Raw genomic sequence first — 18,111 nt, 5'->3', positions numbered from 1 at the left:
TGTAGAATTCTTTCTTTACAGATTAACTAAACTCTATGCCTAAATTTACACAATCCCCCAACTTTTCAACTTGATCCGTGTTTTCGATTTGAAAGCCAGGGCGGCAAGTCAAACATCCTTAAGTCGGGACTTGCTTTTATATGAACGTTTAGGGCTTCGGTTTTTTGCCTGAATTAGCTATACTCATTGCTTCTTATGTAGTAAAGGTTCACATACCAATCAACACCGTCTAACTTATCAAAGACGGCTTTTGTTTTTTATTCGCCAATATGTTTGATGATGGGGTTCAAACCAGTGAAAAAAAAGAGGCAAAACACGGGAAGAAATGTCATATGTGCAAGTGTTTCCGAATGCGCTTTCACACAAAAGTATTTTCAAAAAGAATTCGCACATAAAAGCTGTTTGTATGATTTTCAGTGCTGATTATCCGGAAAGTTTTTTGAAACAGGACGCTCAATAGTTTCGGTTTTTTATTCGACAATGACAATTAGTTTTTGATTGAAGAAATTATGATGGACGATATTTTACGAACTGTAAACGAAATTGTAAAAAGAGAAGAACCGATTCGTGTATAATTAACCATGTTTAACCAATTCTCTAAGTGTACTATTTCTCCGGGATGAAAGCCTGCAAGAAGAATTTTGTTGATTTGCTTTGGCTGCCTGATTTTACTATATTGGTCAAAACTAACCTTGCCTTACTCAATTTCTCAAAACCGATAATGATGGCCGCCATTAAACGCACTGCTTATTCTGTTCTATTATTTTGTCTTTCTGCTCAGATTTCAATAGCCCAGGTTGCCAAGTTACCTACCAGGTGGACAAAAGCTGCTATAGAAGCCCCAATTCCTTTTCCGGAATATCCACGCCCGCAATTGGAGCGCAAAGACTGGCTGTGTCTGAACGGTAAATGGGATTATATTGGAGGCGAAGCAACGGCAAACGCATTGAACCCTTCAAAGCCAATCAGTTTTGGAGGAAAGACGGAACAAATCCTTGTGCCCTATTGTCCTGAGGCTGTGCTCTCAGGCATCGGGCGAAAACAGGAAATCAATATGTGGTACAAAAAGAGTTTTGAGATCCCGTCAGCCTGGAAAGACAAGCAGATACTGCTTCATTTTGATGCGGTCGACCATGATGCCACTATATTTGTCAACGGAGAAAAAGCAGGAAGTCATGCCGGTGGTTATGACGCCTTCAGCCTGGACATTACGCCATTTTTAAAACAGGGCAATAATACCCTAATTGTTGCGGCCCATGATCCAAATGACGGACGGGCGCCTTCAGGTAAAAACGGCCCGCGCGGGGATTATACCTTCACATCGGGAATCTGGCAGACGGTATGGATGGAACCCGTCAACAAAAACTATATCAAAAACATCCGGATAACGCCCGATCTGGCAAACAGCCGCCTCAAACTGTTGGTAAACGCAGGCACTTCTCAGGTATCAGCAGTTGCGCTTGATGGAAAAAAAGTAGTAGCTGAAGCGACAGGTTCATCCGGAACTGCATTTTATATTCCCATTAAAAACCCTAAGTTATGGAGCCCTGAAGATCCTTTTCTATATGATCTGAAACTTACCCTGAAGGATAAAAGCGGCAATGTTACCGACGAAGTTAACAGCTACTTTGGCATGCGCGACATCAAACTGGGTAAAGTTGATGGTGTAGTGAGGCCCTTATTAAACGGAAAATTCGTTATGCAGGTTGGTCTGCTCGATCAGGGCTACTGGCCAGATGGTATTTTGACCGCACCAACTGAAGAAGCCTTAAAATATGATGTAGAGTTTACCAAAAAGGCCGGATTTAACCTCATCAGGAAACACATGAAAACCGAGCCTAAACGTTTCTATTACTGGGCAGACAAGCTCGGTATAATGGTATGGCAGGACATGCCGGCCATCTGGTACCAGCACGAAGACACAGCTAAAAACAGGACGACCTTTCGCAAAGAACTCAAAGCCATGATAGACGACCAATACAATTCTCCGTCCATTATTACCTGGGTTCCGTTCAATGAAAACTGGGGCGCATTTGATGTTAAGGAAATTACCGATTGGGTAAAGCAATATGATCCATCGAGGCTGGTAAACGGCAACTCTGGCTTTAATAACAATCCCGGTTACCAGAAAGCGGCAGGAGATCCAGGCAACGGAGATTTTGTAGATACACATATTTACATCGGACCCAACGACGCTTCACAACCCGATGAGAAGCGGGCAGCATCCTTAGGTGAATTTGGAGGAGTAGGTTTGTTTGTAAGGGGACATATGTGGCCAGTAGAAAATAATGCTTATGATTACCAACCGACAAAAAACGCATTGACCGACAAGTATGTACTCCTGATGGACCAGGTAGAGCAGCTGATGAAGTATAAGGGGCTAAGCGTTGCGGTGTATACACAAACCACCGATGTGGAACATGAAGTGAACGGACTGCTGACCTACGATCGTGCTGTCGAAAAGATGGACGTGGAAAGGGTCAGAGAAGTGAATCAGGCTGTATTGGATGCAGGCAAAAAGCTGAATCGATAGGATATTTCCTTGTCCAATTTGGAGAAACAACATTGGTTAAACCGTAATAAATATGACCTCGTTGCCAGTTGGTGTTTGAAGTTGGGATTATTCGATATGTGGCCACCTGCTTTCGCATCACCGCGTTCAGTCACAGACTCAGGTTAGTACAGGATGCAAGTCCAAATCAATATGTCTATTTTTAGCATCTAACCACATACGACAACCCAGCCATGAACAAATTCAGATTATTGATAGCAGTCCGGATTTTTGCTTTTTCAATTTTTGTCATTCAAAATTCCTATGCCTTCCAGTCGCAACCTTCAAAAATTGACCGTAAAGCTGTCGTAACCAGACATAACATAACGATCACTGATAGAGACTTAAAGGGTCCGGGTCAGGTGGGTAATGGTGAATTCGCTTATGGTTTCGATATTACCGGTATGCAAACCTTTACGCAGTCCGGCAATACGATGTCTAACTGGGGCTGGCACAAGTTTCCCTTACCCACCTCCGAAACCCCTGCCGACTTTAAAGGACAGGAATGGAATACACAAGGTCGTATGGTCAGGTACGACATCCAAAACAAGGAGCAGGAAAAACTGTCTGACTGGATGAGGGGCAACCCGCAACGTATCCATCTGGGAAGATTAGGCCTCATCCTAAAAAGAAAAGATGGAACCATGGCCGTGCTAAACGATCTGCAAAATCCAGTTCAAAAAATAGATCTCTGGACAGGAATAGCCACGAGTACATTTGAACTCGAAGGGCGGAAGATAAAAGTAACAACCGTTGGTCATCCTACACAAGACGCCATAGCCATCAAAATTGAAGCAGACAATCTGAATGATGGTCTGATTGGTGCGTTTCTTGAATTTCCTTATGCTTCAACGGCTGAATTTGGAAATGGTGCTGACTGGAACAATCCAGGTAAACATACTACAGAAGCCGTATTTTCCAGTGGGCATACAGATTTCCATAGAAAGCTGGACGATACAGAATACGATGTACGGCTGCAATGGAAAAATGGAGGAACGATAAAAGAGACGAAAGCGCACAGATATGAACTTCAATTCGCAGGTAAAGACCAGGCAGAAATCAGCCTTTCTTTTTCCAAAAAGCCTATAAAATCTGACTTACCAACTTTCCAGCAGACCAATAATGAGAGTATTAAAAAATGGGAGAAATTCTGGAAAAGTGGTGGAGCAATAGACCTTTCTGAAAGTAAGGATCCGAGATGGAAAGAACTGGAAAGACGTATCGTGCTCTCGCAATATGTTATGGCAATTAATGAAGCAGGTTCTCTGCCACCACAGGAAAGTGGCCTGGTAAATAATGGCTGGTATGGTAAATATCATTATGAAATGATCTGGTGGCACGGTACGCATTATGCTCTTTGGGACAGATGGCCGTTGCTTGATCCAGGTATGAAGGCGTACGGAGATCACCTGGAATCATCTGTAGCGAGGGCAAAAAAACAAGGTTACGATGGTGCCAGATGGCCCAAAACCATTGGTGATCAGGCTCGTTGGGAATGGCCATTGGAAATCACTGCCTTGTTGATCTGGCAGCAACCACATCCCATATTCTTTGCCGAACTGGATTACAGGTCTCATCCCAATGCAAAAACCCTCAATAAATGGAAGGATGTGGTGTTGCAATCTGCTGATTTTATGGCTTCATATGCGCATTACAATAAAGATCAAAACCGGTATATACTAGGTTACCCATTACAGGTAGTATCGGAAAATGCAGATCCTCGCACGACCATCAACCCTACATTTGAACTTAGCTATTGGCGCACAGGGTTAAAAATTGCGCAAGAATGGCGTAAAAGATTGAAAATGCCTGTAAGCACAAAATATGCTGATGTACTTGCGAAACTTTCTCCACTCCCCGTTAAGGATGGGCTGTATGTTTCCTGGGAAAACATTAATGACATGTGGAAGAACTACACCTTTGAACATCCGGCCTTGATTGGTGCATACGGCATGTTGCCAGGTGATGGCGTGGATGTACCCACGATGGAAAGGACATTTAAAAAAGTTGGTGAAACCTGGAAATTCAGTCATACCTGGGGATGGGACTTTCCTATGCTCGCTATGTGTGCAGCAAAACTTGGACAAGGCGGGAAAGCAATAGATTATTTGCTCAACTACCCCGGCTTTCGTTTGGAAGAACATGGTTTGGTTGATGGGGGTGGCCCTTTTCCTTATTTCCCAGGCAATGGCGGTTTGCTCTATGCTATAGCCATGATGACTGCCGGTTGGGATGGTGCACCTGCAGGTAATGCTCCGGGCTTTCCTAAAGATGGTTCATGGGTTGTAAAATGGGAAGGATTAAAAAAAGCACTATAGTTAATAAAACTTTTATCGCTAGCAAATCGTCCCGGATAGGTAAAACTACTTTGGTTGTCAAAGTGTTAAAAATTAATTGATTACAGACGGTATAGTTTTTTATATGAGGAGTAAAAATATAATTGTGGATATCGGTTATAACATATCTGTTTCCCATCCATTTTTTAAAGCCGTTTCTTCAAATTGCTTTTGATCAGATTCATTTTTAAAATGAAGGACTACACGGTTTAGTTTTTTCAGTTTTTCAAGCTTGGTCACATCGGTAATTGGGATACTGCCAAATTCGTTTACCATTAAGCTTTCTAAGTTTTCAAATTCCAGGATTTGTTCGATGCCATTGAAATTAGGCGTATTGAGGAATGTTACTGAGGTGATGTTTGCTGGGTTTGCAAGCTTTGGAAGCTGGGTAAGTTTTTGGGTATAGCCAATCGATACCTGCTCTAATTTTTGCAGGCGGGAAAGGAAGTCAAAGGATCCCAGGCCTTTTGCATAACTGATGCTGAAATTGGTTAAGTTGGGGAACGCCTCGGAAATCAGCTCTGGTTTTTTCAATGTATTGGTAACGGTTAGCAGAGACAGGTTGCTGTTTACGGCCATTTCTCCGGCATCCAGGGTGGATACTTTTAACTGGCCGAGCTTAGTAAACTGGCTAATAATTTGGGTTTGCTTTTTATCTGCAAGGCCGTATTCGAGTTCCAGGACTTTTACATCTTTGGACTCCAGTAAAGGATCCAGATTGATTTTTTTGTTATAATTTCCACTGAGCTGAAATAATTCCAGGCTATTGATGCCCCGCAGTGGTTCCAGGTTTTCTAAGGGCTCAGATCCAAAGCACAATAGCTTTAAATTCCTGATGGTGTCCAGCTGACTGATGACCTGCAGGCCGGTAAAGAGATCTTTCTTTTCACCTTGGCCTGGGTCAATCACCAAAACAAGGTTTATTTGGGTGTTCTTGTCCAGAAACCGGTTGAGGATATCTAATTTCTCTCCGTTTAAGAATCCTTCAATAGAAACCGACCTCACTTCCGTGGGATCAATCTTCAAAAGGTCATTGCTGGATGTTGAGTTTATTTTTATGATCATTTTCTGCGTTTCTTTTAGGTGACTGGCCTGTTAATACTTGTCTGTTTAAGTTTTTCCTGCAACTAGCAAAGCGAAAATGCATTATATTATAATGATTTCATCTGATGCTCTTTTCACCATCAGCAAGAATAACTCTTGTTGTAAAATCGGTATCCTGTAAAAATCTCGCCTGGTCCTCAAAAAACGAGACTACCTCTGTATGTGGGTATCCGTTAATGGCGACGTAGATTTCATTTCTGTAATCCCACCAACCCTATTAATTACCCTATCAATGAACAAGAAACTATATGATTGACACACAAGAGTCTCAGGTCGTTTGGGCCGATGTAAGTATTAATAATCATCAGTCTTATGAATGATCATATTTTGATCAAAAGGCACCCTTTTGCCATTGATATCTGCACTATCAATCCTACAGCCACTTAGTATGGCACCGCCCATATTATAATTCGCGGCAGCGGTTAGTACGAAGTTGCTGAACCTATATCTTTTGTTACCGATCGAGATTTCCAGTATATCGCTGACTTTTAGTGGAAGATGATAGTAATAATCTGCACCTAAACCACCATTGTAAAACCTGGTTGTATCCAATTGCTGCCTTTGGCTATCTAATGTTTGCCCATCTGCATTTTTATGGATGGTCAGGCAGTCCCCGGTCAGATCCTTTTCAGTGAATCCCATGAATTTAAGGTCTATACTGTCAATCACCTTTCTTTGCCTGCATTCGGCCTGCGCCTTCATCAGATGCTGTTCCCGATTTTTCCAGCCCCATTTAAAGCCGTAGATCATAATTGCAGGAATGCCCAGGATCAGTGCCAGCAGGAAAATCACCCTTCGTTTCCAGTTTTTAAGCCGGATGCATATCCAGGTCACAATCCCGGTAAGCACTATGATGACGAAAAGAGTATTGAACATAGATCAGGTTTTAATCAGCGGATAATTTTTAAAGGTGCGCCTGGTTTCGGCCGGAAAAGATATAAAGCATAGTAAATATAGTCCTCATCAGTCTCCGCTTCTATTATGGGAAAATCGCGGTCTTCTCCTGTACGCTGCAGCAATGCTACTACCTTGCCATTACCGAAATACTGCAGGTCATATTGATCGCTTATTTTGATTTTTTTAATTTCGTTGGCTTCCTGTTGAATTTTTTCCCAGCCATTGTCATAGCTCTTGGGCTCACCGGAACGAAAGAAAAAAGACTGTGCAACTTCCTTCTCCCGATTATAGATCATGGAAACAATGTTCCCGATATCCTTTTCCCGATAAGATTTTGCAAATTGCTCATTGATCGCCAAGGCTTCCTTAATCAGATCAGCTTTTTGCTCTTTACTGAGATCAGCACCACTTCTCCAGCCATCTAATTTGTAAGGTACCTGGGCATCAAATGTGGTTTTATACTCAACTTTTGTTTTTCCACCTTCTATGGGCACTTTTATAGTTGCGACCTGCTTGAAGCTATCCCAGTTGTTTTTCCCATATTCACCATGTACAATTCTTGCACTGAATGCCGCTTCTGACCGCAATTTGTCTTCCAGCCTGCCGTCCTGGATCGCCTTGGGATAAATTTTTATTTTTATTTCCTGGGGACCGCTGTTCAGGATATATTGGGGAACGTCGAAGTGCTGTTCTCCGGCAGAGTTACCAGTGGTAAAAGAAAAGTTTGCGAGCATATCGTTTACATAGATTTCGTAGCCGCAATATTTAGCTGTGAACCTCACCTGGTAGGTGGGGTTGTAGTCAAATGTTTTAATGGATTTGGAAATGCTGTTGTACTGTTCTTTGGTTATGGGAGGTGTTTGATCAGCTGTGTGCTGTTCTGGTGTGCGCTGGCCACAGCTGGTCAAAAAGGCCAGCATGGAAAAAAATAAGAGTGATAATTTTGGGTTCATAATTGTTAGGGGTATATAAAAACTGAAAAATCTTGTAGTTACCATACCATTCCTGTAATAATAACGCCTGCATTTTTTACGCTTCTGCCGTCTTCCAATTTTCTACAAAATGATCTACCGCTGCCTGCTCAAATTTTTATTCATGGTAATTCAATATGCAATTTTTCATCTAAATATAACCAATTGGCAACACTGTTGAAAGGGTTTTACCTGAATCATGGCGTTTCTATCTTATTAGCAACACATGACCTGAATACTGTACATTTTCCCCAAGTATGTCTTTCCCTTTAACAATCCATACATATGTACCTGCCGGCTGAGGGGTATTATTCAACTGGCCGTCCCATCCGGCTTCAGGGTTGGTGGTACTGAATACGGGCGCGCCCCAACGATTGTAAACAGCAAAATATTCCAGCCTGGCAAGGCCCAATGCCCGTATACGAAACCTGTCGTTTGTACCGTCATTGTTGGGACTGAAAGCATTGGGCGCAATAATTTTTATTTCATCGACTACTTTCACCGGTACTTCAGCCAGCGGACTTATACAGCTGCCAGATTGAAGGGAAATATAAAAGGAAGTATTCTTTGTAATATTTTCTATATGGAAGATGCCTGTCGTATTACTTTGCAATGGTGATGAACCTGGTTGCGAGTACAGATAATAGGTGCCCGTCTGAGGCACTGCTACGGCGATTGTGGCTGGCATTCCTTTTACAATAGATACACTTTGAGGGAAAGGTGCTTGCAGCGGTACGTCAATATTATTGACAGTGTAACCGGAACTTTGCACCTTGCATCCATATTTATCGGTGACCTGCAAGTAATATTCGCCGGCGGTAATGCCGGTAAGAGCCAGATGCTGCCCCTTAATGGTATTATTACTGTACCATGTGTAGTTGAAGGGAGCCTCACCGGTAACGGTGATGCCGCTTATTGCACCGGTGGAAAAATTACATTCATCCGGTGTTATTTTCTGGTTCCTGCTAATAATAGCAGGAGGGGGGACTTTTGTAATAGCTGCCGTCAACAGATATTTTTCGCAGCCATTAATATCTGTTACATACAATTGGTAAGCTCCGGGAGCCAGTCCTGTTGGGCGTTCCAGGATACTTGCCAACTGATTGTTTTCGTTCATCCAACGGTAGGAGACTGGGGTGCCTCCAGTAATGCTGAGCTCCGAAATAGCGCCATTATCTTCATTACAATACGCAGGACTGGTAGTCATCACCTGTATCTGTAAAGCAACTGGCTGCTGGCGTTTTATTTCGATAAAATCCGTACTGGCGCTGCAGCCATCCATGTTTTCAAGTAACAGCCTGTATTTGCCCGGAGCTGCGTTAGACAGATCGGGTGTGTTGCCAGCTGACTGGCCGCTTTCGTTCAACCATTTGAAGGAAGTGGCGCCCGTCGTCTCAATTCCTTTAATCGCGCCATTCCCGACGGTGCAGCCGGCAGGTGTTACGGTCATGTGCATGGTGGAAATAGTGATCGCCCCCTGATCCGATATCGTAAAGGAGTCCGTTTCTGCTTCCGGACAGCCACTCTCATCACTATATTTCAATAGGTATTTACCCGCAGAAATACCTTGTAGGTCAAGCGTGCTGCTCACTATAACACCTTCCCTATTTACCCATTTGTAATTGATAGCACCAGTAGCATGTACTTGAATGCCGGAGATGCTGCCATTAGCTTTTCCGCAGGAGGCATTCGTAATAATTACACTGTTAAGATCCATGTAAGGACCTGTAGTGTTTTTTATTTCAAATGGTCCGCTTGTCGCTATGCAACTACCTTCCTTAATACTCATGGTAAGCGTGTATTTACCTGGGCGTGCAGTCAGTCCCTGGCCGTCACCAACTATTTCCCCCTGTTCGTTACGCCAGGAATAAGAGGTATTCTCAGTGGCGCCGTTAAAGGAAAGGTTGGTGATTTCCCCGTTATTATGGTTACAACTGGCGTTGGTAATGATCACATTGCGGGAATCTATTGCAGGGGTAATATCCTCCAGCCTGAACCAATAGCCATTTATGCAGGTTTCATTGGAACATCCACTGCTGGAAATATAAAAAGTATAGTCAGCCGGGGAGAGGTTATATAAGCTAGTGTCGGTACTGATCAGTTTACCATCTTTATCTTTCCACCCGATAATTATACCGCGTTTTACTTTCATTTTGATGGAGCCGTTTGCCATTCCACAGGTAGGCTGTACTACTTTATATCCCTCTTCGTAGTCAATTTCAGCAAGGGAATATTCCGAGGTGGCTCCTCCCTGATCAGTAGCAGTTACAATAATGCCTTTCGCAGGAGGAGAAGGGTAAAGCCATTTTCCTGCTGCATCTACGGTGATTGTAGCCAGGTATTTCCTGCCCTGGCAGGTGATGCCACCATCAATCCATCCACAGTAATCAGGTTCAAAGATCTCCAGTTTGCTGTTTGGGGTGGCTATTCCGTAAGTGCCGCCGGCATCGCAGTGCACAATATCAGCAAAAGGTTTGGGCCTGCCTGCCTGGTCTTCGTACCAGGTTAAAAATATTCCCGTCTGATTGCAAAACATTTCGTTGCGGCTGACGGTAACAGCATAAGACTCACTCAGGTTGACCCCTGCGAATATATATCCGGTGATAATATTTTCAGTAATCGACCCTTCTTTACACGAAGCTACCCGTATTCCTGTGTATTTGGGGCCTGTTTGCAATTGTTGTGTTCCGCTGGCATCTGTACCTATTTTGTTATGCCGCACCGTAAAAGCATGCGTAAGGTTATACAGATAAATACCGCCATTGCCGATATGATTGTCTGTAAGAATGGTTTCTGCCGCATTGCCAGACAACGAAAGATTGCAGGCATCGATTTCACGATCCCCGCTGTGGGTGACCCCCATTTTGTTTCCTTTTATGATCATACTGCCACCTGTTGTAGCGAACATCACATTGGTCATACCCAGATGGTTACCTTCTCCGGCGCCAGTTCCTCCCAGTACGATCCCATTTATATTTTGCAGTTCTATGCTGCATCTGTTGCCGCTGATGCCGTCTTCCATTACACCGGCCATATTGCCCTGTATCGTGATGTTTTCCGCAAACGTTGTTCCGTTCGTGATACCACTCATGAAACCATATATCAGGTTTCCTTTACCGGGAGCACCTATTTTTATGCGTCGTACATCTTCGAGGGTAATGGCATAACCATTTAGCGTTGCGGGAGTGTCATCGTAGATAAGAGCAATACCATAAATTTCAACGTCATTAGCTTGCCTGAGCCGTAAAGCGAAATACCGGCTGTCATTGGGATCTACAACATCACTGCGTTGTATAATGACCTTTGCATCGCTTAATCCGAGTTTGGTACCTGGCTGTGTAGTACCGTCTATTACCAGGTTGCCGCCTCTGATTTCAGGAAGATGGCTGTTTACGGAAATGCTTCGCTCATTCCAGCTGGCATTGGGGAGATTGAAATAGATAAAATCTTTTTCGCCAGTTCCGTTCGCGTTGGATTTCAGAATAGCATCACGCAGAGTGCCAGGGCCGCTATCCGCGGCGGAAGTAACCGTAAAGGTTTCAGCATCCGCAGTAAAGGCGAAGCAAAGTATCAGGAATATAACCAGTATGCGGAAAAGTAAATTTATCATGTAGTACAGGGGGCTCGTAATCGGGTTTGGGCAAAAATAAACATTTCAGTGGATTTTATGTTTGAAAAAGACCTGCTAAACTGCGCAGTTTCCTGTCAAATCAATCGCTTATTTCCATTTACAGCGATTTAATACATGGAATGAGGTGTTCAACTGTGATCGATGACTCTCTGCAAAATTTTAAAAGCCTTCGGATATTATCCGCTCTATATTCCATCAAAGTTATCTCCGCCAAACTCTTCTCTTCCCGAAAAGGCGTGCAAAAAATAGATAATAAAGGTTTATTTTTCAGCACGAAAAAGAAATTATGAAGAAGATAGGATTTTTATCGTTTGGGCATTGGTCTAACCACCCTGCCTATAAAACCCGTACAGCGAGTGACACATTGCTTCAGTCAATTGATCTGGCCGTTGCCGCCGAAGAAATTGGTTTAGATGGCGCCTATTTTCGTGTGCATCATTTTGCAGCCCAGTTGGGATCACCATTCCCTTTACTTTCGGCTATCGGCGCCAAAACAAGCAAAATAGAGATTGGGACGGGGGTAATTGATATGCGTTATGAAAATCCAATGTATATGGTGGAAGATGCCGGAGCGGCGGATTTAATTTCGGAAGGGCGATTACAACTGGGAATCAGCAGAGGTTCGCCGGAACAGGTAATCGATGGGTGGCGTTATTTTGGATATGAACCGGCGAAAGGAGAAACGGATGCAGATATGGGACGCCGTAAAGCGTTGGAATTCCTGGATAAGTTAAAAGGTGTTGGATTTGCACAGCCTAATCCGTCACCCATGTTTCCGAACCCACCGGGCTTGCTGCGTCTGGAGCCATATTCGGAAGGATTGCGGGAACGTATCTGGTGGGGAGCCGCGTCTAATGCGACTGCTGTTTGGGCGGCTGAAAACGGAATGTATCTTCAAAGTTCTACCCTGAAGTACGATGAAAGCGGCAAACCTTTCCATATACAACAAGCCGAGCAAATCAGGTTGTACAAAGATGCCTGGAAAAAAGCGGGACACAATCGGGAACCGAGGGTTTCTGTGAGCCGGTCTATTTTTGCATTGGTAAACGATCAGGATCGCTATTTCTTTGGGCAGGAAACCAACCGGGTTGATAAAATCGGGATGATTGAACCGGACAAACGCGCTATTTTCGGAAGAAGCTATGCCGCGGAGCCGGATCAACTCATAAAGGAGTTAGCGGAGGATGAAGCTATCCAGGAGGCAGATACCATTCTTTTAACAATACCCAATACATTAGGAGTTGATTATAATGTGCATGTATTGTCTTCTATTTTAGAGCATGTGGCGCCCGGATTAGGTTGGCGTTAAATTTTAATAATCCCTGAAGACAAAGCATTGACTGACACCATTAAATGAAACATACTGAAACCAAACCTTGCACAACGTTAACGGCGTATATCCATTCTTTTTGGGAATTGAAAGGTGATGACAGCGACAGCCAATGGGAACGGATATTTCCTGATGGCTGTCCTGGAATAGTGATAAATTTAGGAGAACCCTGCAAAACGGATAATGGCTTAGCTACTATGGATCATGGGAAAACATATGTAGTAGGAGCAATGAATTCTTTTAAGGATAGTTTTATTGACAGGAACACGCATCTGTTAGGCGTATGTCTGAAACCAGCGGTGTTTTCGTCTTTTTACAACTATGCTCCACAAAATGAACTGACTAATCATACTTTTGAATTTGATTCACCGCATTCATTTGATATTGGAAAGATAAATAATGCCCCCACTGCTTATCTGACTGGATATTTTTTGGATAGAAAAAGAAGTCTCAACCAGTCACTTCAGTCCGTTTTGAATGATATTCATATTTCTAAAGGAAACGTAAACATCTATGAAATTTCTAAAAAGAATTTTATAACCGTCAGGCAATTAGAACGGGCTTTTAAAACTCATATTGGTTTAACACCTAAGGAATATGTAAATATTATTCGCTTCCAGTCAGCTCTTTCTATGATGAGCGATGTAAGGCAAAAGAAAAGCTTATCAGATATAGCTTTTGACTGTGGTTTTTATGACCATGCACATCTCTCCAATGAAATAAAGCGACACACAGGGCTTACTCCTTCCCAGTTTTAATTTTGTCGCTTTTTTCCAAAAGATAAACGGGTCTGGTATTTACTTTTGCTAAAAGCAATTTAAATGAGAAAAGTAATTTTGAATTTAGCAGTAACCCTGGATGGGTTTATTGAAGGTCCAAATGGGGAAGTGGATTGGTGCATTATGGATGATGATATGGATTTCGGCGGTTTTATTTCAAGTATCGACACCATATTTTATGGCAGGGTAAGCTATGATGCCTGGGGAAATTTTCAACCTGATGCAACCACCAGCCATGCAGAAAAAGAGATGTGGGAGGGAATACATTCAAAAAATAAATTTGTTTTTTCGGGTCAGAACAGGCAGGATGAAAAGGCTACATTCATCAATTCGGACATAACTAACCGCGTTGCTGAAATTAAACAGCAACACGGTAGAGATATCTGGTTATATGGTGGGGCAAGTCTTATCAAAACATTTATAAATGCAGGTCTTATTGACGTCTATAAAGTATCCGTGCACCCGGTAGTTTTGGGAACTGGTAAACCGTTGTTTGAAGATTTAAAAGAGAGAATTGGTTTAAGGTTGACTGAAACCAATGTTTTCAAATCAGGTGTGGTGCAGCTTACCTATGAACCAGAAAGATAAAACAATGAAGAGTATTATGCAGTAACCTGGACAACAGTTTTTTCTTTCGGACCAAAGATCAGGAAGCTGACCAGGGCCAGGATACATACGCCGACTCCGCCAAAAAGCATGACCCAGCCAAATCCATGCACCAGTGCAGCATGCGCGGTAGCATCAGGCAGGCCGGGTGCAGAAAGCCCTGCGGCGATTTTTTCCGCAGCTGTATGTAATTGGGAAGGGGCAACGGACCCGGGAAGAATGTTTTCCAGGTAGGAATAGATTCCCTCCACAAGGATAAATCCCATCAGTGCAATATTGATGGCTAAAGTGATCAGGCGTGCACTCATATCAATACCCGATGCCATGCCGGCACGATCTGGTGTAACTGCCCCGGTGGTGGTATTCGTAACGGGTGTATTTGTAAGACTAAGCCCGATACCCGCCAATAGTGAACCTGGCAGCATAGTCAACCAGCTGGCATGCGCTACGCTACAGCCGTAGCGCATCAGCAGAAAGCCGAGCCCGATCATCAGCAATCCCGAAGGAATAATAATACGGGGCTGATAGCGGAGCGTAAGTCGTTCTGCCAAAGGTGGCACCACCAGGGTGGGAAGTGTGTAAGCCAGTAAAGATAATCCAGCCGTGATGATATCGTAGCCGAGTGCGCTTTGGAAATAGATCGGGAGGTAAACCATGAATGGCCAGAAACTAAAATTCATGCCGATACAGCCAATGATAGCACCGGAGAAGCGACGGATACTGAACACGGAAAAATCGAACATCGGGTTGGCATGCTTCTTTTCTACCCTCAAAAAAATAATAAAGCTCAATACAGCAGCCCCAAGAATGCTTAACCCTGCAATGCTCCTGAATCCGATAGTCTGTCCCTGCGTAATATAATACACGAGGCCGAATACCGCCAGTGATAAAGAGATAATCCCTGCTACATCCAGTTTTTTAGCCTGCGGGTCCCGTGATTCCTCTACCCCTCTGAGTACAAGAAGCGTAGTGATTATCGCAATGCCCACATGCACCAGGAACACCCATTGCCAGTTGGATACCGTTACAATAGCCCCACCGATGATGGGGCCAAAACCCAACCCCACGCCGGAGATGATACCCCAGATAGCAAATGCTTTTCCCCGTTCGCGTCCTTCCCGGAACTGGTGTGAAAGGATAGCGATAGAGCAGATCAGCATCGCGCCGCCGCCTATTCCCTGCAGGAACCGGCTGATGATTAACACAAGTGTGTTGCGTGCCAGGCCGCAAAACAAAGACGTGATGCCGAATAACAAAATGCTGATGATAAAAACCCGTTTCCTGCCAAACCGGTCGGCCAGGGTGCCTGTGGCCATCAGTACTGTAGTGCAGGCAATCGTATAGGCGTTCATGATCCATTGAACTTCTTTGAAATCACTGTGTAAAGCTGTTTCGAGTGTAGGAAGTATCACCGGTACACTGGAGATCTCCAGGCCAAACATCAGGGCTGCTAAACATACTGCTACCAAAGCGACGATATTTTTTCCTGTCTGCGTAACTTTTATCATGGGTATTTTTATTTTATTCTTTTGTAAAATTATACCGTTAATGGTCATGAAATCGGTATAATTCTACTATAAAAAGGTATTTTTGCAGCATGTGTGAATTCAAAAAAGAAAATATCCGTCAGTCCCTGGAAGTCTTGTACAGAAAGGTGGATGATTGTCCCCTGAAAGATTTACGGCTTACTTTTTTCCAGATGGCTTACATTATTTCAGGCAATGGTTTTTTAAGTATCAATGGTCACCGGATTGCTTACAAGACGGGCAACCTGATGTTGCTGACTCCTAATGACTGCTACAATTTTGATATTGAAGAAACCACAGAATTTCTTCTCATTAAGTTCACCAGCGATTATGTAAAAAAATACCGGTGGAAGAATATTTGTGAGATTGAATGTTTATTGTATTACTCCACCCATCTCACGGGTTGTATCTTACGCAATGAGTCCGACTATCCGCTGGTGAGGTCCATTACTCAATCTTTGCTGCAGGGCGTTCGCCACAGCGATCTCTATGAGGAGGATTTGCAAATGCACCTTGTCAATGCATTGATCGTTATTGCTGCCAGGAACATTGCCAGGATCAAGCCGGCCCAGTTGAAAGTAAATGCCGATCAGCGCATCCAGGACATAATTACCTACATTCAAAACAATATCTTTTCGCCTCAAAAACTGAAGGCTGCTGTTATTGCTGAAGCTTTTGACATTTCGGATACCTATCTCGGTAGTTATTTCAAAAATCAGTGTGGCGAAACCCTTCAGCATTTTATCGCCACCTACAAGATCCGCCTCATCGAACACCGCCTGAAATTCAGTGACCGGCGCATCAATGAAATAGCGTATGAGTTTGGCTTTTCCGATGAAAGCCATCTGAATAAATTCTTCAAAAAATACAAAAACCTGAGCCTGACCCGCTATAGAAAAAGCAAAGCTGCTGAACGAATCGTCCAGGCAGGATAAAATTCAAATTATGTACACCAAACAGAAGAGGCTGCCCAGCGGCAGCCTCTTCGCATTAATGATTGGTTTTTGAAAAAGTTATTTCTTCACTTCACTCTCCAGCAATAACTTCAACTCTTTATTTGATGGTCTTGGCGCATCTGTTGAAACGATATTTCCATTCTTATCAAACACCATAAACCGCGGAATTCCTTTAATGTTATAGAATTTGGCGATATCGCTCCATCCGCTGGCGAACAGTTGCACGCCACCCAGTTTTTCGCTGGCAATAAAATCTTTCCATTTCTGATGATCTTTTTGCTCATCTACAGATACGCTCAGGAACAGTACATCCTGTCCGTGCATCTCTTCCTCCAGTTTTTTGAGGTGGGGTATTTCTCCTTTACACGGACCGCACCAGGTAGCCCAAACGTCTACTAATACCACCTTACCTTTGAAATCACTCAAAGATGTTTGTTTGCCGTTCTTATCCGGGTAGGTGAAGTTCACCGCCTGGCCGCCGGCGGCAGTGGCTTTCTTCGCCAGTTCAGTTTTTATGCTGCCGGCGCGGTTAACCTGGTCGGAAGTGAGCAGGTATTTGCCATATTGTTTGTCCAGGTCGATGTAGCCCAGGTATGTTTTAAGCGAGGCTGCCTGTTGCAGTACCACTTCACCTTTCAGTGTATCGTTTTCAATACCTTTCATCCTGGCTTCGATGCTGTAGTCCTTTACATCCCCGTTACCCAGCCGGGCTGGCATCATTTGCACCATACGCATCATACGCATACCGTAAGGATAGCGAAGCAGGCGGGTATCCTTAGTGAAATACGGAACATCTATGCTTTTGAAATACGGCGTATAGTCGTTTGCTGACGGATGGGCAGAACGGGGAGTACTCAGCAACTCAGCGGTGCAGTGGAGTATATCCAGCTCACGGAACTTCGCAAACTCACTGTCAAACTGCTTGTTGCCAGCCGAAGCGAATTTCGTTTCCTGCACCTGCTTGTGAAGTGTTTCCAGCAGTGGGAAGAAATCTACATAGGTACTCCTGGACAAATTGAAATAAACGCCTTTCCTTTCCAGCGGCAGGATAGTATTGTGCCATTTCGCCACGGCCAGGTTCTCGGGAGAGTTCTTGCCCGTGAGCACATAGGAGGTATCTGTGATCTTTACGTTCAGCTGATCTTTTTGTTTGAAATAGAAGCTGTATTTGTCTATAGGAGACTGACTATTACCACTGCCGATCACATAAAACCCTTCGCGTTCCGGGCGGAAATAAAATCCGAAAGATGAATCGGCGCCAGGTTTGGACGCGGCCACTTCTTCCAGTCTTCCGTGCTCTACGCGATAGAGGTGTACATTACCGTCGTGGCGGCGCATCCACTCGCCGGAGATGGTTACCTGTGCTTTCAGAAATGCGGGCAGGCAAAGCAGGGCCATTAAACCCAGGTGTAATTTTTTCATTT

The 18,111-nt window shown here is 43.8% G+C and carries 12 protein-coding genes; 6 read left to right on the top strand and 6 right to left on the bottom strand.

What is annotated here, in order from left to right; translation table 11 throughout:
* Positions 1 to 619: 619 nt before the first annotated feature.
* Complete coding sequence (locus tag V7S65_RS25530; RefSeq protein WP_336388271.1) at positions 620 to 2,533, top strand: glycoside hydrolase family 2 protein; 1,914 nt, start codon at positions 620 to 622, stop codon at positions 2,531 to 2,533.
* Positions 2,534 to 2,745: 212 nt separating this feature from the next.
* Positions 2,746 to 4,869, top strand: coding sequence for a hypothetical protein (locus V7S65_RS25525; RefSeq protein ID WP_336388270.1), 2,124 nt, complete (start codon positions 2,746 to 2,748; stop codon positions 4,867 to 4,869).
* 135 nt (positions 4,870 to 5,004) lie between these two features.
* Here the strand turns inward: V7S65_RS25525 and V7S65_RS25520 are convergent, their stop codons facing one another.
* From V7S65_RS25520 to V7S65_RS25505, 4 genes are all read right to left on the bottom strand, one after another.
* Entirely contained in the window at positions 5,005 to 5,952 is a 948-nt protein-coding gene (locus V7S65_RS25520; protein ID WP_336388269.1) for a hypothetical protein, read from the bottom strand.
* Positions 5,953 to 6,285: 333 nt separating this feature from the next.
* The gene (locus tag V7S65_RS25515) at positions 6,286 to 6,867 is read right to left on the bottom strand and encodes a hypothetical protein (protein ID WP_336388268.1); all 582 of its coding nucleotides are present in this window, start codon (positions 6,865 to 6,867) and stop codon (positions 6,286 to 6,288) included.
* 14 nt (positions 6,868 to 6,881) lie between these two features.
* Entirely contained in the window at positions 6,882 to 7,841 is a 960-nt protein-coding gene (locus V7S65_RS25510) for a hypothetical protein (RefSeq protein ID WP_336388267.1), read from the bottom strand.
* A gap of 226 nt (positions 7,842 to 8,067) precedes the next feature.
* The gene (locus V7S65_RS25505) at positions 8,068 to 11,469 is read right to left on the bottom strand and encodes a gliding motility-associated C-terminal domain-containing protein (protein ID WP_336388266.1); all 3,402 of its coding nucleotides are present in this window, start codon (positions 11,467 to 11,469) and stop codon (positions 8,068 to 8,070) included.
* Positions 11,470 to 11,776: 307 nt separating this feature from the next.
* Here V7S65_RS25505 and V7S65_RS25500 point away from each other — a divergent pair, with 307 nt between their 5' ends.
* The 3 genes from V7S65_RS25500 to V7S65_RS25490 all read left to right on the top strand — a co-directional run bounded on the left by V7S65_RS25500 (position 11,777) and on the right by V7S65_RS25490 (position 14,187).
* The gene (locus tag V7S65_RS25500; protein ID WP_079473417.1) at positions 11,777 to 12,799 is read left to right on the top strand and encodes an LLM class flavin-dependent oxidoreductase; all 1,023 of its coding nucleotides are present in this window, start codon (positions 11,777 to 11,779) and stop codon (positions 12,797 to 12,799) included.
* A 44-nt stretch (positions 12,800 to 12,843) separates the two neighbouring features.
* Positions 12,844 to 13,578: a helix-turn-helix domain-containing protein gene (locus V7S65_RS25495; protein ID WP_336388265.1), complete on the top strand. Its 735-nt coding sequence runs from the start codon at positions 12,844 to 12,846 to the stop codon at positions 13,576 to 13,578.
* A 63-nt stretch (positions 13,579 to 13,641) separates the two neighbouring features.
* Positions 13,642 to 14,187 carry a dihydrofolate reductase family protein gene (locus V7S65_RS25490; protein ID WP_336388264.1) on the top strand — a complete coding sequence of 182 codons (546 nt, stop codon included), beginning with the start codon at positions 13,642 to 13,644 and terminating at the stop codon, positions 14,185 to 14,187.
* Positions 14,188 to 14,201: 14 nt separating this feature from the next.
* Here V7S65_RS25490 and V7S65_RS25485 read toward each other — a convergent pair whose 3' ends face one another.
* Positions 14,202 to 15,713, bottom strand: a complete 1,512-nt coding sequence (locus V7S65_RS25485) for an MFS transporter (protein ID WP_336388263.1) — start codon at positions 15,711 to 15,713, stop codon at positions 14,202 to 14,204.
* Between the two features lie 89 nt (positions 15,714 to 15,802).
* Between V7S65_RS25485 and V7S65_RS25480 the strand changes: the two genes are divergently transcribed.
* Positions 15,803 to 16,666, top strand: coding sequence for an AraC family transcriptional regulator (locus V7S65_RS25480; RefSeq protein WP_336388262.1), 864 nt, complete (start codon positions 15,803 to 15,805; stop codon positions 16,664 to 16,666).
* A gap of 78 nt (positions 16,667 to 16,744) precedes the next feature.
* Here V7S65_RS25480 and V7S65_RS25475 read toward each other — a convergent pair whose 3' ends face one another.
* Positions 16,745 to 18,109, bottom strand: coding sequence for a TlpA family protein disulfide reductase (locus tag V7S65_RS25475; RefSeq protein ID WP_336388261.1), 1,365 nt, complete (start codon positions 18,107 to 18,109; stop codon positions 16,745 to 16,747).
* Between the last annotated feature and the right edge of the window lie 2 nt (positions 18,110 to 18,111).

Origin of the sequence: Chitinophaga sp. CCNWYY40, assembly GCF_037483205.1 — a bacterium.
Classification (GTDB): Bacteria; Bacteroidota; Bacteroidia; order Chitinophagales; family Chitinophagaceae; genus Chitinophaga; species Chitinophaga ginsengisegetis.
This window is presented reverse-complemented; position numbering and strand designations above follow the sequence as displayed.